The organism is Nocardiopsis sp. iso_237, from assembly GCF_056173345.1.
Map to the genome: position 1 here is coordinate 850,867 of NZ_CM149669.1, position 19,157 is coordinate 870,023.

Below are 19,157 nucleotides of genomic sequence, written 5' to 3' on the forward strand. Positions count from 1 at the left end.
CAGCGACCCGGAGGGCGGCCCCGCGGGGCCGCCCTCACGTGTGTCGGAACGGGGGCCGTGCGGGCCCCTGAACGCACTAGGAGACGGTCTCCGGGGTGACCTCACTGGTGCAGTGGGCGCACTTGCTGGCCTTCTTGTTGATCTCCGAGAAGCAGTGCGGGCACTCGCGGGTGGTGGCCTCCTCGGCCTTGATGAACTTCTCCATCAGCTTGCCCATGGGCAGGACCACGAGGAAGTAGAGGACCGCGGCGGTGATCAGGAAGGAGACCAGGGCGTCGACGAAGGCCCCGTACAGGAACCTGCTGCCGTTGATCTCGAAGTAGAGGTCCGCGAAGGTGGGGATCCCGCCGAAGATCCCCAGGAGCGGGGTGATGAACCCTTCGGTGAACGCCGAGATGAGGCCGGCGAAGACGGAGCCGATGACGACCGCGACCGCCAGCTGCACCAGGTTTCCCTGGAGCAGGAACTTCTTGAAGCCTTCCATGGAACTGCCCTACGTGTTCGTGAGTGATGGATGCGCCCGGTGGGGCGCCCGGGACAGCTTTCACCACCCCTGGTCATCGGTCAACCGCGAATCGTGACAGACAGTCGCGAGGTGGTCGCGTGCCCGGCCAGGGCTCTGGCTTCCTCGCTGGTCGCGGCGATGAGGACCAGCGCCCCGACCTCCCCGCTCGGCCCCTCCTCTGCCGGGACCGCCAGTACGGGCCGGTCCCCGACGACCTCGACGGCGTGCCCGGGTCCGGGGTGCGGTCCGCCGAACCCGTCGGCGCCCGTGGCCGCGAGCACGTCCACGCGGCTGCCGGGGGAGAGCAGACCGACCGCCCCTGGATCGGCCACCCGCACCGGGACCGCGACCATGTCGGCGCCGTAGCGGAGCGCCGGGGGGTCGCTCAGCCGGGCGTCGGTCAGTACCTCGCCCCGGCGCACCGGAGCGTTCAGCGAGAGCCCGGACGTCGGGTCCCCGGGGGCGAGGGCCCCGTCCGGGACGGAGCGCTCGGCCATCACGAGCGGGGTGAGGTCGTCCCCGGACAGCGGCGCGGTGGCGTCGAGGTCCCTGGCGGCGACGAGCACCTCCGCCTCGGGCTGGGGTGGGGGTCGCAGGACGAGGACCGCGCAGACCACGGCCAGGGCGGTCAGGACCGAGGCGATGGCGCGGCGGTGACGGTCGAGGAGGCGGAGCGGGCCGCGCCGGAGCCGGAACGGGGGCGGGGGGTTGCTCATGCCTCCAACGCTAGGCCGGGGGAGGCGGCCCGGGAGGGTTGTCCACAGGGCGGATTTCCGCCCGGACCCCGCAGTGCCCGGGGGCCCCGGAGACAACAGAAGCGCCGCCGAGGGGCCTCGGCGGCGCGGCCACGGTCAACGGTGCGGTGGCTCAGCTGCTGGTCGCGGCGGTGCTGCCGCTGGTGCTCTTGCTGCTCGACTTGTCGCTGCCGCCCGTGCTGGCGGTGGAGGCGGCGGCGGGGGTGCCGGTGCCGCCGGAGTCGGAGGAGGGCTTGGCGGAGTCGGCGGACTTCTCGCCCTTGCCCTCGGTGCCGCCGTCGGTGTTGGAACCGGTCAGGGCGGAGCTGTTCGTGGTGGACTTACCGCTGTCGGTGCGGTAGAAGCCCGAACCCTTGAAGACGATGCCGACCGCGGAGTACACCTTGCGCAGGCGCCCCTCGCACTCGGGGCAGACCGTCAGCGAGTCGTCGCTGAAGCTCTGCACGACCTCCATCTGGGCGTCACACTCGGTGCACGCGTACTGGTACGTAGGCACTGTTCCGGGTCCTCCTTGCTGGCACTCACACCCGTTGACTGCTAAATAGTACGCGTTCGCCGACCACGGCCGCGACAACCCCTCACCGCTGCGGCGCCGGGTGTCCCGTGAGCCGGGCGGTGCCGGGCCGGGGGCCGCGGGGTGCGCGCGTTCCGGGGCAGGTCCGGGACACGACCGCCAGCCATAACGTTCCGCCCCGTCGCCTTAATCCCCCCGGCCCCGTGTCCCGGGGCGCACGGGCCTCACCGGGGCCGGCCGTCCGGGGCGCCGCCGGGCCAGACCGCCGAGACGGGGTCGAACACGTGGAGCCCGCCGCCCGGGGTCACGACGGCGTCCACCGGCCGGTCGTGCGGCTCCGCGGGCAGCGCGTCCACGAACTCCTCGTCGTGGACCACGGCGATCGCGGGCGTGTGCGGGCCCCGGAGCGGCAGCGCGCGGTCGTAGCAGCCCGCGCCGCGCCCCATCCTCGTCCCGCTCCGGTCCACCGCCACGGCCGGGCAGACCACCGCGTCGGCGCGGCCCAGCACCTCGGGGCCGTAGCGGTGCCCGGTCGGCTCCACCAGTCCGTGTCCGGCCGGTTCGAGTCCGTCCGGACCTTCGTAGGCCGCCCAGTCGAGCGTCCCGTCGGGCAGGAAGACCGGCAGCAGCACGTACGTGCCGCGCTTCCACAGCGCGTTGACCAGCCCCCGGGTGCCGGGCTCGCCTCCCACGGAGTAGTAGCAGGCCACGGTTCCGCCCATGGCCAGCCACGGCAGTTCCATGAGGGTGTCGCGGACGGCGGAACCCACACGGGAGCGCTCCGCCGCGTCCCTCTCCCGCCGCGCGGAGAGCAGGCGGGCGCGCAGTGCGCGCTTGGCGTCGCGGTCGTGTTCGTTCGTGGCACCCATGGGCCTCAGTGTGGCACCCGGCCCCCGCCTCCCCGGAGGGGTGAACACTCGGTTGCGGTTACCACGACTTCGCCCGAAACGACGGGGACTTCTCGGCCACGGGAAGTCATCGGTCCACGTAATCGGGGTTGTCTGTCCTAAAGTGCCGTTCATGAGCGCCGACACCGACCAGAAGCGACCCCGCACCGACGCCGCCGTGACCAAGGCGGTCGTACCGGCGGCGGGGCTGGGCACCCGTTTCCTGCCCGCCACCAAGGCCACCCCGAAGGAGATGCTGCCGATCGTGGACAAGCCCGCGATCCAGTACGTCGTGGAGGAGGCCGTCGAAGCCGGGCTCAGCGACGTCCTGATGATCACCGGGCGCAGCAAACGCTCCATCGAGGACCACTTCGACCGCGCCTACGAGCTGGAGGAGGCGCTGGCCGCCAAGGGCGAGAAGGAGAAGCTCAACTCGGTCCGCGAGTCCAGCGACCTCGCGCAGGTCCACTACGTCCGCCAGGGTGAGCCCCGGGGCCTGGGCCACGCCGTGCTGTGCGCGGAGGCCCACGTGGGCGACAACCCCTTCGCGGTGCTCCTCGGTGACGACCTCATCGAGTCCGCCGACCTGCTCCGCCGCATGATCGAGGTGCGGCAGACCCACGGCGGCAGCGTCGTCGCGCTCATGGAGGTGGAGCCCGAGCAGGTGTCCCTCTACGGCTGCGCGGCGGTGGAGGCCACCGACGAGGACGACGTGGTCACCGTCACCGACCTCGTCGAGAAGCCCTCCCCCGAACAGGCGCCGAGCCGCTGGGCGATCATCGGCCGCTACGTGTGCGACCCGTCGGTCTTCCCCGTCCTGCACGACACCGCGCCCGGACGCGGCGGCGAGATCCAGCTGACGGACGCCCTGAAGGAACTGGCCCGGACCAGTCCCGACCAGGGCGGCGGCGTCCACGGCGTGCTGCTGCGCGGCAACCGCTACGACACCGGCAACAAGGCCGAGTACATCCGCACCGTGGTGGAGTTCGCCTGCCGCCGCCCGGATCTGGCGGACGAGCTCCTGCCCTGGCTGCGGGAGTTCCTGGACCGCCAGGAGCGGCTCCGGGGCTGACCCGGGAGCCCGGGTCCGGGACGTCGGCTCCCGGGATGGTCACAATGGGTCCGGAGCCTCCTCCCGTGGCGGGGGAGGCCCCCAGCGCGTCCACGACCCGGAAGGACCTCATGAAGAGCGTCGAACAGCACATCTCCGACCTCCTGGGGTTGGTCGCCGCACCCGAGCCGACCGAGCTGGACCTGCTCCAGGCGCACGGAACGGTGCTCGCGGAGCCGGTCGTCTCCCCGGTGTCCCTGCCGGGCTTCGACAACTCCTCGATGGACGGGTACGCGGTGCACGCGGCCGACCTGGCCGGGGCCACCGCCGACTCCCCGGTCAGGCTGCGGGTCGTGGCCGACATCCCGGCGGGCGACGCGGACCCCGCGGCGATCCGGCCGGGGCTGTGCGCCCGCATCATGACCGGGGCGCCCATGCCCGAGGGCGCGGACGCCGTGGTCCCGGTGGAGTGGACCGACGGCGGCACCGTGGAGGTGGCGATCGACCGCCCCGCGCGGGAGGGCGCGTTCGTCCGGCGCCGGGGCGAGGACGTTCGGGAGGGCGCGACGGTGCTCAGCGCCGGGGTCCGGATCGGGGCGGGGGAGATGGGTGTCCTCGCGGCGGTCGGTCGCCGCTCGGTCCCGGTCCGCCCCCGGCCGCGCGTGGTGGTGCTCTCCACCGGTGAGGAGCTGGTCGAGCCCGGCCGCCCCCTCGGCCCGGGGCAGATCTACGAGTCCAACAGCTACATGCTGGCCGCCGCCGCCCGCGACGAGGGCTGCGAGGTGTACCGCCACGGCTTCGTCGGCGACGACCCGGTCACCGTGTGGAACACGTTGGAGGACCTGCTGATCCGCGCTGACGTGGTGGTCACCACCGGGGGCGTGAGCATGGGCGCCTACGACGTGGTCAAGGAGGTGCTCTCCACCAAGGGCACCGTCGAGTTCACCCAGGTGGCCATGCAGCCCGGCAAGCCCCAGGGGTTCGGCGCGATCGGTCCGGACGACACCCCGATCCTCACGCTCCCGGGCAACCCGGTGAGCGCCTTCGTGTCCTTCCACCTGTTCGTCCGGCCGGTCCTGCGCAGGCTGCGCGGCCTGCCCCCGAAGCCGCTGCCGAGCGTGCGGGCACGGCTGGCCACCCCGGTCGGCTCGCCCCGCGACCGCCGTTCCTACCTGCGTGCCGTGCTCTCCGACCCCACCGCCCTGGACCCGGTGCCCGCGGTCGCCCCGGCGGTGCGGCAGGGCTCCCACCAGCTGTCCGCGCTGGCCGAGGCCAACGCGCTCCTGGTCGTCCCCGAGGAGGTCACCGAGCTGGCCGCCGGTGACCTGGTCGAGGTCCTGGTCCTGCCCGAGCACTGACGGCGGCGGGTGTCGTCCCGGAGGAGTACGGTCGTCCTTGGACGCGTCACCACGCGACCCCGTGGCCGACCGTTCCGGGCGGCCGCGAGCCCGCACGAGACGATGAGTGGCTCCACAGCGATGACCGACACCCCACGCCCGGAGGCGCACCCCTCCGGCCTCACGCACCTCGACGAGTCCGGATCCGCGCGCATGGTGGACGTCTCCGCCAAGTCCGTGAGCGCCCGCACGGCCACGGCGACCGGCCGGGTCCTGCTCAACCCGGAGACGGTCGCCGCCCTGCGTGACGGAGCGGTCCCCAAGGGCGACGCCCTCGCCGTCGCCCGGATCGCCGGCATCCAGGGGGCCAAGCGCACCCCGGACCTCGTCCCCCTGTGCCACCCGATCGCCGTGCACGGCGTGGACGTGGACCTGACGGTGACGGACGACGGGGTGGACGTCAGCGCCACGGTGCGCACCGCCGACCGCACCGGTGTCGAGATGGAGGCGCTCACCTGCGTGATGACCGCCGCCCTCGGCCTGGTCGACATGGTCAAGGCGATCGACCCCGAGGCCGAGGTCACCCGGGTGCGGGTCGAGGAGAAGACCGGCGGGAAGAAGGGCCACTGGAGGCGCGGTGAGTGACGCCGTGCACCGGGTCGCGGTGGTGACCGCGTCCAACCGCGCGGCGTCCGGGGTCTACCCGGACCGTTCCGGGCCCGTGATCGCGGAACGCCTCCGGGCCATGGGCTGCCGGGTCGTCGGGCCCTGGGTCGTGCCGGACGGCGCGCCGGTCACCGAGGCGATCGAGCGCGCGCTCGACGAGGGCGTGGACGCCGTCCTGACCACCGGTGGCACCGGGCTGACCCCCCAGGACCTCACCCCCGAGGCGACGCGGCCCCTTCTGACACGGGAGATCCCCGGTATCGCCGAGGCGCTGCGGGCGGCCGGTCGGGAGAAGGGTGTTCCCACCGCCATCCTCTCGCGCGGCCTGGCGGGGATCGCGGAGCGTTCCGGACACCGGGCGGTCGTGGTGAACCTGCCCGGTTCCAGGGGCGGTGTGCGCGACGGGATGGACGTGCTGGAGCCGGTTCTGGGCCACGCGATCGACCAGCTCCGTGGCGGAGACCACCCCCGGCCCGAATGACACCGGACAATGACCGGAATCACATCGGGGGCATTCCGGAGGTGGAGAATTCCTTGACCTGGTACCTGTTTTCGGTACTGGCGTGAATGGAGTTAGGAAACATCCGATTCTCGTGCCGTGAGGGTGACGCCCGCCACCTCACGCCGTCGGAGTGGAATACTGGAAGGCGTCACCGACACCGGGTGCTCCACGAGTACCGAGGGGCGGTGGCGCGACCGCGCAGGGCGGTCCGGAGGGCTCGGAAGGACGGACGTGAACCGCAGACAGGGGTGGCCCGCCACCCTTCAGGAGGGGCCGATCGCGCTTCGCCCTCTGCGCCTTCGCGACGCCCCCGTGCTCCGGGACACCCGGGCGCGCAACGCCGAGTGGCTGCGGCCCTGGGAGCCCACCTACCCGGAGATGCCGCTGCGCACCACCGGGCTGACGCCCTACGTGGCCATGCTCCAGGCCATCCGCCGCGAGGCCAGGCAGGGCCTGTCGATGCCGTGGTCGATCACCTACGAGGGCCGTTTCGTCGGCCAGCTCACCGTGGGCGCCATCGTGTGGGGTTCGGCACGGTCCGCGCAGGTCGGCTACTGGGTCGACAGCGCCTACGCGGGTCGGGGCATCACCCCGACCGCCGTCGCCCTGGCCGTCGACCACTCCTTCTTCACTGTCGGACTCCACCGGATCGAGGCCAACATCCGTCCCGAGAACCGCGCCAGCCGACGAGTGGTGACCAAGCTGGGATTCCGCGACGAGGGGGTGCGCAGACGCCAGCTCCACATCGACGGTGCCTGGCGGGACCACATCTGCTACGGCCTCACGGCGGAGGAGGTACCCCGTGGCGTGCTGCGGCGCTGGTACGACGGAACGCCTTCCGGTCCGCCCGAGGTGGGGGGTTCCGGCCCTGGTTCCGCATTGGGGCCACAGGGCCCGAACGGTCGCGGTGATCCGTGGGATCCGGCGAGTCCGCACCCGGGATCGAACTGAACATGGCACGATCACGGATGCGTCCGGATCTTAAACCCCTCTTTAAGCACAATGATTCATTACTTTGCGTTGAATTGGCACTGCGCTCCGCAGTCATCGCCTGACCTGCTCTTTCGTTCAGGAGGGTGTGACGACCGAAACTGAGGGTCCACAATCTTGCGACACTCCGGTCGGAATGTGGCGCATTTATGGACACGGGGTCGTACCGTGCGGAACATAGACGCATTGACGATGCGGGCAACGCGTGGATATGGCACACGGGAATCGACCCCGGTCCGACGAGGGCCAGGAACGATGTCCAGCCGGAGGACGTCTCTACTTCCGGGAGTACGTCCAGCCACACGCGGGGCGGTGTCGACGAAGTGTCGACCAACGTTCAGTGGCCGTCATCGTGAGGAGGGGTGATGAGCAGCTCTCCTCTGTACCTGGCCATCGTGGTGGTCTGGCTCATCGTCCTCGTCCCGATGCTGCTGCGGAAGGACGCGGTGGACACCGTCCCCGAGGACGGCCGCCGCGAGGACGAGGACGTCGAGGCGTCCGAGGCCGACGAGGAAGACGAGCAGCGCGCTGAGGACGACTCAGACGACGAGGGGGACCCGGACCTCACCGAGACCCAGGTGATCCGCCGCCCCGCCGTCAGGGACGACCACGGCGCCGAGGAGGAGGCTCCCGAGCGGAGTCGCCCGGCCGTCGAACGCGTCGGCCACGAGCCCCGGTCCCGCGTCATCGCCCGTCGGCGCCGACGCACCACCGTGCTCACCCTGCTGAACGTCGGCACCGTCGTGGCGGTCGCCTTCGGCCTCGGTCCCTGGTGGGTCATGGCCCCGCCGGTCCTGCTGCTCGTCGGACACATGGCCCTGCTGCGCGAGGCCGCCAAGGCCGACGCCGAGCGCCGCGAGGCCGTGGCGAGGGCACGCCGCCAGGCGGTCCTGAGGGCGCGCCGGGCCGAGGCGGAGGAGGCCCGCGAGGCCGAGCGCGAGGCCGAGATCATCGCCTTCATCGAGCGCCGCAGCCAGGTCTACGACCAGTACGCGGACGCCCGCCTGAGGGCCGCCGGAGACTGACCCCGGAGCTTCGGTTCGGACCACCCGCAATCTCCTGATAGTCTTTCAAACGTCTTCAGGGGCTATGGCGCAGTCCGGTAGCGCACCTCGTTCGCATCGAGGGGGTCTGGGGTTCAAATCCCCATAGCTCCACTTCACTCTGAGACGACCCTGCTCGGGGGCCTTCGGCCTCCTCGCGGGGTCGTTTCGTTTTCCCTCAGGGGGGCGACCCCCTGGGACCCCCGGGTGGCTCTGGGTCGACCCTGTTCGGGGGCTTTCGGCCTCCTCGCGGGGTCGTTTCGTTTTCCCTCAGGGGGGCGACCCCCTGGGACCCCCGGGTGGCTCTGGGTCGACCCTGTTCGGGGGCTTTCGGCCTCCTCGCGGGGTCGTTTCGTTTTCCCTCAGGGGGGCGACCCCCTGGGACCCCCGGGTGGCTCTGGGTCGACCCTGTTCGGGGGCTTTCGGCCTCCTCGCGGGGTCGTTTCGTTCTCCCGGGTACGCTCTCCCGCACACAGTCGAAGGGCCCGGTTCACCGAACCGGGCCCTTCGACTGTGTCCCTGGTCGCACTGGACGAATGCTGCTGATCCCTGTGGCGGGCGGTCGTCCGGACCGGAGCCCCGAGTGTCACCGGCGAAGCGTCTATACCCTGAGTCGGGTGACCGGTGTGTACCCCAGAGTACCCCGGTAGGTCCGGATGTCCTATGGGTCGGCGCCTTCGGATCGACACGACCGAATCTATACAGTGGAAACTTTCCGGTGTATGGTTCCACTCATGGCAGACGGATACCACCATGGGAACCTGCGTACCGCCGTGCTCGCGCGGGCCGCGGAGGTCATCGAGGAGGAGGGCCCCTACGCCTTCAGCCTGCGGTCGCTCGCGGCCGACCTCGGGGTGAGCCACACGGCACCGAGGTACCACTTCGGCAGCAGGGAGGGCGTCCTCAACGCCCTGGCCACGGAGGGCTTCACCGAGCTGGCCCGCAGGTTGGCGGCCAACCGGGAGGCGGACGGGGGATTCCTGGAGTCCGGGGTCGAGTACGTGCGCTTCGCCATGGAGCACCCGGCCCACTTCCAGGTGATGTTCGCGCCGACCCTGCTCGACCAGGACGACCCGGCCCTCTCCGCCGCGCGTGACGCGGCCTTCGGCGAACTGCGCTCCGGAGTGGCGTCGGTGTCCGACGGGGGGAGGGCGGCCGACGATCCGGCCGCCGGGGTGGTGGCGGGCTGGTCGATCGTGCACGGCATCGCCACCCTGGCGCTCACCGGGAACCTCGACAACTCCGGAGTGCGCGCGCTTCTCGGGGACGCCGATCTGCTGTCCGTCACCCGACGCAGCGCCGGACTCCTCTTCGGCCCCTCGGGGCGACCCCCCTCACCAGCACAGGAGTGACCCATGTCAGCCGCAACGCTCATCACGTCCGGCGCCGTCCTGCTCACCGTGGTCGGCATCGCCTACGGCGGCACGTTCCTGCTCCGGGTCGTCAACGGCGCCTTCCCCGCCAACGAACTCCAGCGCTCCTACTTCCGCGCGGGGCACGCGCACGCCGGGGTCCTGGTGATCCTCGGCCTGGTCGTCCGGCTCCTGCTGGACCAGCCCACGGTTCCGGACTGGGGGCGGCTCCTCGGGGACCTGGTCCTCCTGGCCGCAATCCTCATCCCGGCCGGGTTCTTCCTGTCGGTGGTCGGCCGCGACCCCCAGGCCCCCAACCGGTTGCGGCTGCTCATCCCCCTGGGCGCGGCGAGCCTGGTCATCGGCCTTGTCGCCGCGGGTGCCGCGCTCATCGCGGGCGGCCTGGCGCTCGGCTGACCACAGCCTCCGGTGGCGGACGGGCGCGACGTTCCCCGGTGAAAAGCGGCGGAGATTACCTCCGTAAGGGAGAGACCGAAACCCGGCCCCGGCGTGGGTGAAGGAACCGGTTTCCACGCGGGTGGGCGTCCCCCCTTCGACACGAAGCGTGATCGCCCGTCTTCTGGTGATACGCCCAAGAAGCGATGTTCTGTGTCGGTTTCTTACGCCTTGTCCCGGTGTCTGTGCGCGTCCCACGTCGATTCCCGGCCCGCGCGAGAGCGATTGCGTGGTTTTCCAGCGCCCAAACCGCAATAGCGATAGCATCACACTCTGTTATGTTCGCCTTCGGGGATTTTGCTCCGCGCCGGTCTTGTTTTTGCAGGTCATCGGGGAGGGTGTGTTTGGCGTGGGCAAAGGGAACTTGCCTGAACTGCGACAACAGCGACTCCAGTGGGCTTTCGTACGCCACTGCTGCAAACTTTGGTCGTAGGTCGACCACGGAATGACGAATATTCGAACACGGGTCTTGTGAAGCCCGCCCGGATGGGACATCTTGGTTGCGGGATGGGCCGGAGACATCGATGGAAAGGTGGATGCCATGACCACGCACGCGAAGGCCTCTCGCAAGGGCAACGGCTGGAGCTGGTGGTAACCAGCGCACGCTGAACGCTCTTCAGTGAACTCACGTGCAGGGGGTCCGCCCGACGACGTCGGCGGACCCCTTCCGCGTTCCCGGAACACGCGTGTCGGGGATTTGACCCCCGACCGTGACGGGTAGGAGCCCGGTACGACAACAGGACAGTCAGGTCCGGACCGACCGTGAAGGGGCGGAACCTCCGTGTCCGACTCCCCCCAGTACCCAGGCGGATACCAGCAGCCAGAGGAACCAGAGCCGGCGGGCGGCTACGTCCGCCCCACCGAACCCGAGCGGAGGCCGCACCGCGCCGGGCCGCCGCCGGAACCGAGACCGGGGGAGCACGAACCACCGGTCGCCGCCGAACGCTTCCGGCGCACCACACGGGCCAGGAGCAAGGTCATCCCGGTGGAACGGAGCCGGGGTTTCTGGCGCCTGGCCGTCGGGACCGTCTTCTACGTCATGATCGTCGGCGGCATGGCCGACTACGTCGAGCCGGGCACGCGGATCGCCGCCCACCTGGGCTTCTGGCTCCTGATCGGGCTGGCGTTCCTGGTGACCACGGCCCGCGAGCGCCGCCACGACTGGGCGCCCCGGGCCCGGTGGCCGTGGATCGCCGCGGCACTGGGCGGAGCGGTGACGCTGGAGGTGCTGATCGTCGCCCTCGGATCGCCCGCGATCATCATCGGGTCGGTGGTGCTGCTCGCGCTGGGAGCGTTCTTCCTGATGCTCGTCGGCTGAGGACGGGGCCTACGTGGCCTCGTCGTCGAAGGGCGGACGCTTGCCGTTGAGCTGGGAGGCGGGTCTGCGTCCCGTCTCCTCCTCCTCTTCCTCCCAGAAGTGCTTCTGGATGAAGCGCTTGGGGTTGAGGTCCTGGACGTCGAAGTCCTTGTACTCCGGGCCGAGCCCCTCCTTGATGTCGGCGGAGGCGGAGTTGGCCATGGTGCGGAGCTGGCGCAGCACCCGGCCGACCTGCTGGGCGGCCTTGGGGAGCTGGTCGGGGCCGAAGATCAGGAGAGCGAGCAGAAGGAGTAGGACGAACTCTCCCCCACTGATGCCGAACATGTTCAGTCCTCGCTCTTGGTGTACCGACCGGCTTCAAGCAGGTTAACCGGTCTCGCCGGGCTTCGGTAACCGCCCACCCCCCCGGCCGCCACCGGCGCGGCGCCACGCCCCCGACCACCGCCGACGGTCCCGGAACGCGGTCCAGCCCCCCGCTCACGGAGCGGAGGGCTGGGAAGACGCACGTGTGACGGTCAGACCGCGCGAACGTCCGCCGCCTGCGGGCCCTTCGGGCCCTGGATGATGTCGAACTCGACCTTCTGGTCCTCTTCCAGGTTCCGGAAGCCGGTGCCCGCGATCGCTGAGTAGTGCACGAACACGTCGGGCTGACCACCCTCGACGGCGATGAACCCGAAACCCTTCTCAGAGTTGAACCACTTCACGGTGCCCTGAGCCATGTGCTCTCCCTTGGGGACTACGGCGGGACCGCACCCTGCTGGTCCCGGGTCGCCGGGCGCCAACCGACGAAGGGTAATCCCGAATCGACAAGCGCCCACGTGAAGTTCCGCGAGGCGCCTTGGGCATCCATGGAAACAACAACAGCAACCAGTTGCAGACAGTACCAGGGGAAGTGGTGCCCTGCCGAGGCCTTTCCGGCAGGAATCCGGGATTCCGGAGTGTCCTGTTTCGGCAACTCGAAACTGTTGCTTTCCCGCCCTTCTACCACTAATGGAGATGTGTTCCGGGGAACGGTATTACCCGTTCCCCGGAGAGCGTCAGGAAGCGTCCCGGCCGTACACCCACACGTCGAACCAGAGTCGGTCCCGCCAGGTCTCCTCAGGTATCGGATACGCCGACAAGACGGGATACAGATACGCGAAGTGGGCGATGGTCAGCAGGACCACCACACCGAAGACCACCCCGCCCAGCGCCCGCAGGTACGGGGCGAACCGGGGACTGTCCTCGCCGGCCCCCATCACCAGCCCCAGCGCCAGCACGATCGCCAGGACCAGGAAGGGCAGGATCGGCAGCGCGTAGAACAGGAACATGGGGCGCTCGGGATAGGCGAACCACGGCAGCCACCCCGCCGCGATGGCGAGCAGCACCGCGCCCGCGCGCCAGTCCCGGAAGGTGATCCACCAGCCGAACATCACGGTCACCGCGATGATGCTGAGCCACCAGACGACCGGCGTCCCGATGGACACCACCGAGGTCACGCAGTTCCCCGTGTCGCACCCCACGGCCTGGCCGTTGTAGTGGAACAGCACCGGGGTGCGCATGATCAGCCACTCCCACGGCGCGGAGATGTAGGAGTGGTCGCTGCTCAGGTTGGAGTGGAAGTTCATCATGCGGCCGTGGTAGTCCCACAGGCTCCACATGGCCTCCACGGGGGAGCGCAGGACCCCCGGGACCCAGTCGGGGAGCAGCCCGTCCGCGAAGTCCCGGTTGTAGCCGCCCCGGGTGAGGAGCCAGCCCGACCACGAGACCAGGTAGACGACGCCCGCCACCACCACGGTCTGCACGAACGCGGGGACGGCGTCGAAGCCGAACCACCGGCCCAGCGGGCGCTGCTGCCCGACGCTGCGCCGGGCCCCGTAGTCCCACGCCACCGTGAGCAGCCCGAAGGCGGCCACGAAGAACAGCGCCGACCACTTGGTGCCGATCGCCAGACCGAAGCACAGCCCCGCCGCCAGCCGCCACCAGCGCATCCCGAGCCAGCCCACGGTGGTGACGTCGACCCCGGCCTCCGCGAGCCGCACCAGCCGCTCCCGTGTCCTGTCCCGGTCGATCACCAGGCACGCGAACCCGGCCAGGATCCACAGGGTGAGGAAGATGTCCACCATGGCGATGCGGCTGAGCGTGAAGTGCAGCCCGTCCAGCGCCATGATGAGCCCGGCCGTGCAGCCGAGCAGCACCGAGCGGGTCATCCGGGTGGCGAGCCGCACCAGGATGAGCACCGAGAGGACCCCGGCCACGGCCGAGGCCACGCGCCAGCCCTCGGGTGTCACGGCCGAGCCGAACGGCATGATCGAGTACAGCCAGTCACCGAGCGCGATCATCCACTTGCCGACGGGCGGGTGGACGATGAAGTCGCCCGCGCCGGTCCAGATGTTCGGGTCACCCTGGCTGAGCAGGTCGTCGGAGTTCTCCAACGTGTCGTGCTCGTACCCGAACTCCCAGAGGGCGTGGGCGTCCGTGGCGTAGTAGGTCTCGTCGAAGTAGATGCGGTCGGGCTGGCCGAGGTTGAAGAACCTCAGCGCGCCCGCGAAGCCCGCGACGACGAGGGCGCCCAGCCACCCGAGCCACCAGGGGCTGGGCAGGCGGGGCGAGAAACGGGAACGGAGCGTGGGCGGCTGGGCCGCGGCCGGGGGGTTCGAGGGCGGTACCTCGCTGTGAAGTGCGGTGGTGGTCATCTCGGCTCGTAGGTTGGGGTCAGAGATGGGGTCCGTTGCGGACGGGCCGCGAAACCGGGTTTCGGGTGGCGCGATAGAGCCAACCGTAGCGCGACAGGACGGGGATCACAGTGGTTGAGGACGTTGACGGGACGCGGCGAGTCGGGAGGCTCGTGCTGGCGGGCCTTCCCATCGGGAACCAGGAGGACGCACCGCCCCGACTGCTGCACGCGCTGGAGAACGCGCGCGTGATCGCGGCCGAGGACACCCGTCGGCTCAAGCAGTTCGCCTCCCGTGTGGGGCTCCGGCTGGGCGGCTCGACCGGTGCCCGGATCGTCTCCTACTACGACCAGAACGAGACCCGCCGGAGCGAGGAACTGCTCGACGACCTCCGGAACGGCGAGGAGGTCCTGGTCGTCACCGACGCCGGGATGCCCGGGGTCTCCGACCCCGGCTACCGTCTGGCCGCCGCCTGCGCGGACGAGGGGATCACGGTCACCGCCATCCCCGGTCCGTCGGCCGTGACCACCGCCCTGGTGGTGTCCGGACTGCCCACCGACCGATTCTGCTTCGAGGGCTTCCCGCCGCGCAAGGGCCTGAAGGGGTACCTGGGCGAGCTGGCCGACGAGCGCCGCACCATGGTGTTCTTCGAGAGTCCGCACCGGATCGCCGCGACCCTGGAGGCGATGGCCGGGGCCTTCGGCGCGGACCGCAGGGCGGCGGTGTGCCGCGAGCTCACCAAGACCTACGAGGAGGTGCGCCGGGGCGGCCTCGGGGAGCTGGCCGCGTGGGCCGCCGAGGGGGTGCGCGGCGAGATCTCCGTGGTCGTGGAGGGAGCCCGCCCCCGGGCCGAGCGCACCAGCGACACCGACCTGGTGGAGGCCGTGGCCGCGCTGGAGGAGGAGGGCGTGCGCCGCAAGGAGGCGATCACCCGGGTCGCCAAGGAGACCGGGGTGCCCAAGCGTCGTGTGTACGACCTGGTGCACGGGGTCGTCGAGGCCGAGTGAGAGTTTCGTCCCTGGTCGGAACCTTTTCGGACGGGGAGCGTCGAACCTGGCAGTAACCGGAGACAGGAACGAGGATCCCACCATGCGCAGCGCACTCTTCCAGCAGGCCCAGGAGACCCAGCGGCCCGGTATGCACCTCCAGAACCACAAGATGCTGAGGGTGGGCCTGAACGGCGAGTTCCTCGCCCGGCAGGGCTCCATGGTCGCCTACCAGGGCAACATCGACTTCTCCTACCAGGGCGCGGGGAGCGTGGGGAAGTTCTTCAAGAAGGCCTTCACCGGTGAGGGCATGCCGCTGATGCGGGTCTCCGGGCAGGGCGACGTCTTCCTGGCGCGGGACGCCTGGGACGTCCACCTCATCGACCTGGAGGGGGACTCCATCACGGTCAGCGGGGAGAACGTGCTGGCCTTCGAACCGAGCCTGGAGTGGGACATCCGCCGCGTCCAGGGCGCCGGGATGATGGCCGGGGGCCTGTTCAACACGGTGTTCAGCGGACACGGCCGGGTGGCGGTCGCCTGCCACGGCACGCCGGTGCTGCTCAACATCGACCAGCCCACCTTCGTCGACACCGACGCCGCCGTGGCCTGGTCCAGCACGCTGCGGACCGGCATCCGGCGCACGGTCAAGGCGGGCGCCATCGTCGGGCGCGGCAGCGGTGAGGCCTTCCAGCTCTCCCTGGAGGGCCAGGGCTTCGTGCTGGTCCAGGCCTCCGAGGGCGCCCCCGTGCCGACCCAGGGCTGACGGGACGAACCCCCGGGACGGGGAGGGGCCCCGGTCCGCGCACACCGCGCGGACCGGGGCCCCTCCTCTGCCAGTGGAGCGGATCAGACCACGGCGCCGTCGTCGGCGTCGCGGGCGGCCTTGGCGGCCACCTTCTCCTTGGCCTTGCGCTCCTTGAGCACGTGCGGGGCCGGCGTCCGGTCCCACTTCTGGAGCCAGATGGCCAGCGGCACCGCGACGAACACGGTGGAGACCACACCGGTGGTCAGACCGACCAGCATCGCGATGGAGAAGTCCTGGAGCGAGGACCCACCGAGGAAGGTGAGGAAGCTCAGGATGATCCACGCGCCGACGGTCGTGTTGACCGTACGCGGCAGGGTGTTGAGCACCGCGCGGTTGGCGATCTCCTTGAACGAGGACTTGTCGTCCCTCGCCCACTCGTCCCGGACACGGTCGAACACCACCACCGTGTCGTTGACCGTGAAGCCGATGACACTCAGGATCGCGGCGAGGAAGACACCGTCGATCGGCTTGCCCAGCCAGATGAACAGCCCGATGACCAGCACCATGTTGAAGGCCAGCGACAGCATGGTGGAGACACCGAAGGACCAGCGGAAGCGCCAGGCCAGGTAGATCATCTGAAGGGCGAGGGCCGCGCCCAGGGCGATCAGGGCCCGGTTGCGCAGCTCGTCGCCCATGCTCGGACCAATCAGCTCGTCGCTGACCAGCTCCACGCCGCCGGTCTCCTCGGAGAGAGCGTCGGCGATGGTGGCGGCCTCGGTGTCGGAGATGTCACCGGTGCGCACGGCGATGTCGCCGTCACCGGACTCCTGCACCACGGCCGTGTCCGAACCCGGGAAGTTGAGACCGGAGATGAGCGAGCGCGCCTCGTCGACCGAGAGCGTCTCGTCGCCGGTGATCTCGTACTCCATGACCCGGCCGCCGGTGAACTCCACGCCCAGGTTGGTGTCGCGGACCAGCGGGGCCGCGATCGCGGCGACCACGACCAGGGCCGCGGCGATGAGCGCGACGCGGCGGAAGTCCATCAGCTGCGGGTTCTTCTCGACCAGCCAGGTGCGGATCGGGCCGATGCGGTTGAGCCCCGTGACCGACGGGTGCTTCTTGATGACCGCGCGGCGCACGGCCCACTCGACGAACACGCGCGCGATGATCAGCGCGGAGACCATCGAGGCGATGGTGCCGATGCTCAGCGTGACGCCGAAGCCCTGCACCGTGCCGGACGCGAAGAAGAACAGCAGACCGGCGGCGAGGAGCGTGGTGACGTTGGTGTCGAGCACCGCGCTCCAGGCCTTCTGCGAGCCCTGGACGAAGGCCTTCTCCAGGCTGGGCGCGATGGCGCGGCGGCGACGTCGGGCCAGGGCGCCGCTCTCGGCCTTGGACCCCTCGGATTCGCCCGCGTCCTTCATCCCGGCGGACTTGTTCGCCTCGTACGTCCGCTGCTGGCGCTGGTACTCCTCACGCGCGCGCTCGAAGATCAGCACGTTCGCGTCGATGGCCATACCGATCGCCAGCACGAAACCGGCCAGACCCGGCAGGGTCAGTGTGGCCCCCAAGGCGACCAGCGCTCCGTAGGCGATCAGCGTGTAGAACGCCAGGGCGATCGACGCCAGGAAGCCCACCAGCCGGTAGACCACCGTGATGTAGAGGGCGGTGAAGGCGATACCGAGGAGCGCGGCGATGGCGCTGGCCTCGATGGCGGCGGCACCGAGGGTCGGGCCGACCGTCTGGCGCTGGACCTCGGTGACCGGCAGCGGAAGCGAGCCGCCCTCGATCAGCACGGCCAGCTCGTTGGCGCTCTCGCTGGTGAAGTCGTTGCCGCTGATGGTGGTCTGACCACCGGACATACCGGCGTCACAGCCGATCTCCAGGCCCACCTGCGGGGCGGAGATGATCTGGTCGTCCAGCACGATCGCCACGCGGCGGCGGGGGTCGCCGTCGTTGTAGCAGGCGGCCTGGCCGGTGAGCTCGCGCCACTGGTCGCGGCCCTCGCCGCGGAAGCTGACGTTGACGACCCACTGGGCGCGGTTGGCGCTGTCGAGACCGGCGTCGGCGGTGGAGACCCGGTCGCCCTGGATGAAGGTCTCACCCAGCTGGAGCATGTTGCCCTGCTCGTCGGGCAGGGTCAGGGCGACGTCCTCGGGGTTCTCCGCCGACGGGCCCGCCGGGGCCTGCGGCATGCCGCCCTGGCCGCCGAGCATGTCCTCCAGGCCCTCCATGCCCTCCATACCCTCGGGCAGCTCGCCGCCGCCCTCGGGAGCGCCCTCGGGGGCGCCGTCCTGGCCGTCGGAGGGGGCGCGGGCCTCGTCCGCGGGGGCGTTGGCGAAGTCGCCGCCGCCGGGTGCCTGGACGCCCTGGCCGCCCTGCTCGCCGACGCCCAGGACCTCGTGGAAGGACAGCTGGGCGGTCTGGCCGACGATCTGCGCGGCCTCCGCCGGGTCCTGCACGCCCGGGAGCTCGACGATGATCCGGTTCTCACCGGACCGGGACATGGTCGCCTCGGCCACACCGAGGCGGTCGATGCGCTGGCGCAGCACCTCGACGACCTTGTCGGTGTTCTCCGAGTTGGCCTGGGTGCCGTCGGTGCCGTCCTGGGTCTCCAGGACGATCTGCGTGCCGCCGCTGAGGTCGAGACCCAGGCGCGGAGGGATGAACCACGCCGCGCCGAACGCGACGAGGATGACGAGGAGGGAGATGAGCGCGCGTGTCCAGCGCGCCCCGGCTCCCGTTTGACTGGACAAGGGGTGAACCTCTCACTGCGGATGGTGGGTACCGGTCGCGTGCCCGGCGGCGCCGGGCGGGGGGTGCGTGAGGCCGTTCCCGGCGCCGTCGCGGCTCCGGGAGGCGGCCGACCGGGATGGTCAGACGAGGGTGTGCGCGGTGAGAGGCGGTGCCCGGGTGGGCGGCAGTTCCTCCGCGTCGACCCGTTCGGGAACGGGGTCGTGGTGCGGCAGGGGCAGCGGCCACCAGGGTTGGTCCCACACCGCCAGGCGCAGTGCGCACGCGGGGACGGCGTCGGGCAGGTCCCGGAGCACCGACCGCTGGTCGCAGACGGAGACGGGCGGCCCGAGCGAGACCGTCTCGGTCCCGCGGTACGGGTGGGCCTCCTCCGACGTCCCCGAGGGGTCGTCGTCGGGGGCCTGCGCGGCGTCGCGCTCGGGGGCGCTGTGCCCTCCGTGTGAGGGCAGGGCGACGGTGTCCCTCTCCCCGGAGAGGCCGGAGGCCACGGGGAAGGACAGGATGACCAGCAGGACCACGCTGGTGATCAGCGATCCGGTCCGCAGGGCAGGGCGGGGTAGGGCACGGGTAACCGTGGTGACCACCGCCTCAGGCCGGGTTGGAGGGTCGTGCTGGCTCGGGCCGGTGCCCCGGGGGCACGCG

At 70.7% G+C, this 19,157-nt stretch carries 20 protein-coding genes and 1 tRNA gene; 12 read left to right on the forward strand and 9 right to left on the reverse strand.

Annotated features, from left to right (window positions below; translation table 11 throughout):
• Positions 1-76: 76 nt before the first annotated feature.
• The 4 genes from AC0VYM_RS04030 to AC0VYM_RS04045 all read right to left on the reverse strand — a co-directional run bounded on the left by AC0VYM_RS04030 (position 77) and on the right by AC0VYM_RS04045 (position 2,643).
• The gene (locus AC0VYM_RS04030; protein WP_475459087.1) at positions 77-484 is read right to left on the reverse strand and encodes an MscL family protein; all 408 of its coding nucleotides are present in this window, start codon (positions 482-484) and stop codon (positions 77-79) included.
• An 80-nt stretch (positions 485-564) separates the two neighbouring features.
• Positions 565-1,221, reverse strand: a complete 657-nt coding sequence (locus AC0VYM_RS04035) for an SAF domain-containing protein (RefSeq protein WP_475459089.1) — start codon at positions 1,219-1,221, stop codon at positions 565-567.
• A 151-nt stretch (positions 1,222-1,372) separates the two neighbouring features.
• The gene (locus tag AC0VYM_RS04040; protein WP_475459091.1) at positions 1,373-1,756 is read right to left on the reverse strand and encodes an FmdB family zinc ribbon protein; all 384 of its coding nucleotides are present in this window, start codon (positions 1,754-1,756) and stop codon (positions 1,373-1,375) included.
• A gap of 242 nt (positions 1,757-1,998) precedes the next feature.
• A complete protein-coding gene (locus AC0VYM_RS04045) occupies positions 1,999-2,643 on the reverse strand; it encodes a 5-formyltetrahydrofolate cyclo-ligase (protein WP_475459093.1) in 645 nt (214 codons plus the stop codon).
• A gap of 151 nt (positions 2,644-2,794) precedes the next feature.
• Between AC0VYM_RS04045 and galU the strand changes: the two genes are divergently transcribed.
• From galU to AC0VYM_RS04095, 10 genes are all read left to right on the forward strand, one after another.
• Positions 2,795-3,733, forward strand: a complete 939-nt coding sequence (galU, locus tag AC0VYM_RS04050) for a UTP--glucose-1-phosphate uridylyltransferase GalU (protein WP_475459095.1) — start codon at positions 2,795-2,797, stop codon at positions 3,731-3,733.
• A 110-nt stretch (positions 3,734-3,843) separates the two neighbouring features.
• Positions 3,844-5,070, forward strand: a complete 1,227-nt coding sequence (glp, locus tag AC0VYM_RS04055; RefSeq protein ID WP_475459096.1) for a molybdotransferase-like divisome protein Glp — start codon at positions 3,844-3,846, stop codon at positions 5,068-5,070.
• Positions 5,071-5,190: 120 nt separating this feature from the next.
• The gene (gene moaC / locus AC0VYM_RS04060) at positions 5,191-5,694 is read left to right on the forward strand and encodes a cyclic pyranopterin monophosphate synthase MoaC (protein ID WP_475459098.1); all 504 of its coding nucleotides are present in this window, start codon (positions 5,191-5,193) and stop codon (positions 5,692-5,694) included.
• Positions 5,687-6,196, forward strand: coding sequence for a MogA/MoaB family molybdenum cofactor biosynthesis protein (locus AC0VYM_RS04065; RefSeq protein WP_475459101.1), 510 nt, complete (start codon positions 5,687-5,689; stop codon positions 6,194-6,196). The genes moaC and AC0VYM_RS04065 overlap by 8 nt, the downstream gene beginning before the upstream one ends.
• Positions 6,197-6,448: 252 nt before the next feature.
• Complete coding sequence (locus tag AC0VYM_RS04070) at positions 6,449-7,168, forward strand: GNAT family N-acetyltransferase (RefSeq protein WP_475459103.1); 720 nt, start codon at positions 6,449-6,451, stop codon at positions 7,166-7,168.
• 404 nt (positions 7,169-7,572) lie between these two features.
• Positions 7,573-8,232 carry a divisome protein SepX/GlpR gene (gene sepX, locus AC0VYM_RS04075; protein ID WP_475459105.1) on the forward strand — a complete coding sequence of 220 codons (660 nt, stop codon included), beginning with the start codon at positions 7,573-7,575 and terminating at the stop codon, positions 8,230-8,232.
• 58 nt (positions 8,233-8,290) lie between these two features.
• Positions 8,291-8,364 (forward strand) — tRNA-Ala (locus AC0VYM_RS04080).
• A 620-nt stretch (positions 8,365-8,984) separates the two neighbouring features.
• A complete protein-coding gene (locus AC0VYM_RS04085) occupies positions 8,985-9,602 on the forward strand; it encodes a TetR/AcrR family transcriptional regulator (RefSeq protein ID WP_475459107.1) in 618 nt (205 codons plus the stop codon).
• A gap of 3 nt (positions 9,603-9,605) precedes the next feature.
• Positions 9,606-10,019 carry a hypothetical protein gene (locus AC0VYM_RS04090; protein ID WP_475459110.1) on the forward strand — a complete coding sequence of 138 codons (414 nt, stop codon included), beginning with the start codon at positions 9,606-9,608 and terminating at the stop codon, positions 10,017-10,019.
• Positions 10,020-10,839: 820 nt separating this feature from the next.
• Positions 10,840-11,376 carry a hypothetical protein gene (locus tag AC0VYM_RS04095; protein WP_475459112.1) on the forward strand — a complete coding sequence of 179 codons (537 nt, stop codon included), beginning with the start codon at positions 10,840-10,842 and terminating at the stop codon, positions 11,374-11,376.
• 9 nt (positions 11,377-11,385) lie between these two features.
• Here the strand turns inward: AC0VYM_RS04095 and AC0VYM_RS04100 are convergent, their stop codons facing one another.
• The 3 genes from AC0VYM_RS04100 to AC0VYM_RS04110 form a co-directional block, all read right to left on the reverse strand.
• On the reverse strand, positions 11,386-11,700 hold the full coding sequence (locus AC0VYM_RS04100; protein WP_475459115.1) for a sec-independent translocase: 315 nt from the start codon (positions 11,698-11,700) through the stop codon (positions 11,386-11,388).
• 191 nt (positions 11,701-11,891) lie between these two features.
• Complete coding sequence (locus tag AC0VYM_RS04105; RefSeq protein ID WP_017543917.1) at positions 11,892-12,095, reverse strand: cold-shock protein; 204 nt, start codon at positions 12,093-12,095, stop codon at positions 11,892-11,894.
• Between the two features lie 318 nt (positions 12,096-12,413).
• Positions 12,414-14,051 carry a dolichyl-phosphate-mannose--protein mannosyltransferase gene (locus AC0VYM_RS04110; RefSeq protein ID WP_475459118.1) on the reverse strand — a complete coding sequence of 546 codons (1,638 nt, stop codon included), beginning with the start codon at positions 14,049-14,051 and terminating at the stop codon, positions 12,414-12,416.
• A 110-nt stretch (positions 14,052-14,161) separates the two neighbouring features.
• On the opposite strand from AC0VYM_RS04110, the gene rsmI reads away from it, so the two are divergent.
• Positions 14,162-15,037: a 16S rRNA (cytidine(1402)-2'-O)-methyltransferase gene (gene rsmI, locus AC0VYM_RS04115; RefSeq protein ID WP_475459120.1), complete on the forward strand. Its 876-nt coding sequence runs from the start codon at positions 14,162-14,164 to the stop codon at positions 15,035-15,037.
• Positions 15,038-15,119: 82 nt separating this feature from the next.
• On the forward strand, positions 15,120-15,779 hold the full coding sequence (locus tag AC0VYM_RS04120) for an AIM24 family protein (protein WP_475459122.1): 660 nt from the start codon (positions 15,120-15,122) through the stop codon (positions 15,777-15,779).
• Between the two features lie 83 nt (positions 15,780-15,862).
• On the opposite strand, the gene secD is transcribed toward AC0VYM_RS04120, so the two are convergent.
• Together secD and AC0VYM_RS04130 are read right to left on the reverse strand one after the other, a co-directional pair.
• On the reverse strand, positions 15,863-18,517 hold the full coding sequence (gene secD / locus AC0VYM_RS04125) for a protein translocase subunit SecD (RefSeq protein ID WP_475459124.1): 2,655 nt from the start codon (positions 18,515-18,517) through the stop codon (positions 15,863-15,865).
• A gap of 120 nt (positions 18,518-18,637) precedes the next feature.
• Positions 18,638-19,099 (reverse strand): hypothetical protein, encoded by a 462-nt coding sequence (locus tag AC0VYM_RS04130; protein ID WP_475459125.1) that lies wholly within the window; start codon positions 19,097-19,099, stop codon positions 18,638-18,640.
• Between the last annotated feature and the right edge of the window lie 58 nt (positions 19,100-19,157).

What these genes read in the sequence shown, in the direction of transcription:
- AC0VYM_RS04100 (WP_475459115.1), bottom strand. Translation starts at nt 11,700, where the DNA reads ATGTTCGGCATCAGTGGGGGAGAGTTCGTCCTACTCCTTCTGCTCGCT.
- moaC (WP_475459098.1), top strand. Translation starts at nt 5,191, where the DNA reads ATGACCGACACCCCACGCCCGGAGGCGCACCCCTCCGGCCTCACGCAC.
- AC0VYM_RS04090 (WP_475459110.1), top strand. Translation starts at nt 9,606, where the DNA reads ATGTCAGCCGCAACGCTCATCACGTCCGGCGCCGTCCTGCTCACCGTG.
- AC0VYM_RS04045 (WP_475459093.1), bottom strand. Translation starts at nt 2,643, where the DNA reads ATGGGTGCCACGAACGAACACGACCGCGACGCCAAGCGCGCACTGCGC.
- sepX (WP_475459105.1), top strand. Translation starts at nt 7,573, where the DNA reads ATGAGCAGCTCTCCTCTGTACCTGGCCATCGTGGTGGTCTGGCTCATC.
- galU (WP_475459095.1), top strand. Translation starts at nt 2,795, where the DNA reads ATGAGCGCCGACACCGACCAGAAGCGACCCCGCACCGACGCCGCCGTG.
- AC0VYM_RS04030 (WP_475459087.1), bottom strand. Translation starts at nt 484, where the DNA reads ATGGAAGGCTTCAAGAAGTTCCTGCTCCAGGGAAACCTGGTGCAGCTG.
- glp (WP_475459096.1), top strand. Translation starts at nt 3,844, where the DNA reads ATGAAGAGCGTCGAACAGCACATCTCCGACCTCCTGGGGTTGGTCGCC.
- AC0VYM_RS04120 (WP_475459122.1), top strand. Translation starts at nt 15,120, where the DNA reads ATGCGCAGCGCACTCTTCCAGCAGGCCCAGGAGACCCAGCGGCCCGGT.
- AC0VYM_RS04105 (WP_017543917.1), bottom strand. Translation starts at nt 12,095, where the DNA reads ATGGCTCAGGGCACCGTGAAGTGGTTCAACTCTGAGAAGGGTTTCGGG.
- AC0VYM_RS04085 (WP_475459107.1), top strand. Translation starts at nt 8,985, where the DNA reads ATGGCAGACGGATACCACCATGGGAACCTGCGTACCGCCGTGCTCGCG.
- AC0VYM_RS04035 (WP_475459089.1), bottom strand. Translation starts at nt 1,221, where the DNA reads ATGAGCAACCCCCCGCCCCCGTTCCGGCTCCGGCGCGGCCCGCTCCGC.
- AC0VYM_RS04110 (WP_475459118.1), bottom strand. Translation starts at nt 14,051, where the DNA reads ATGACCACCACCGCACTTCACAGCGAGGTACCGCCCTCGAACCCCCCG.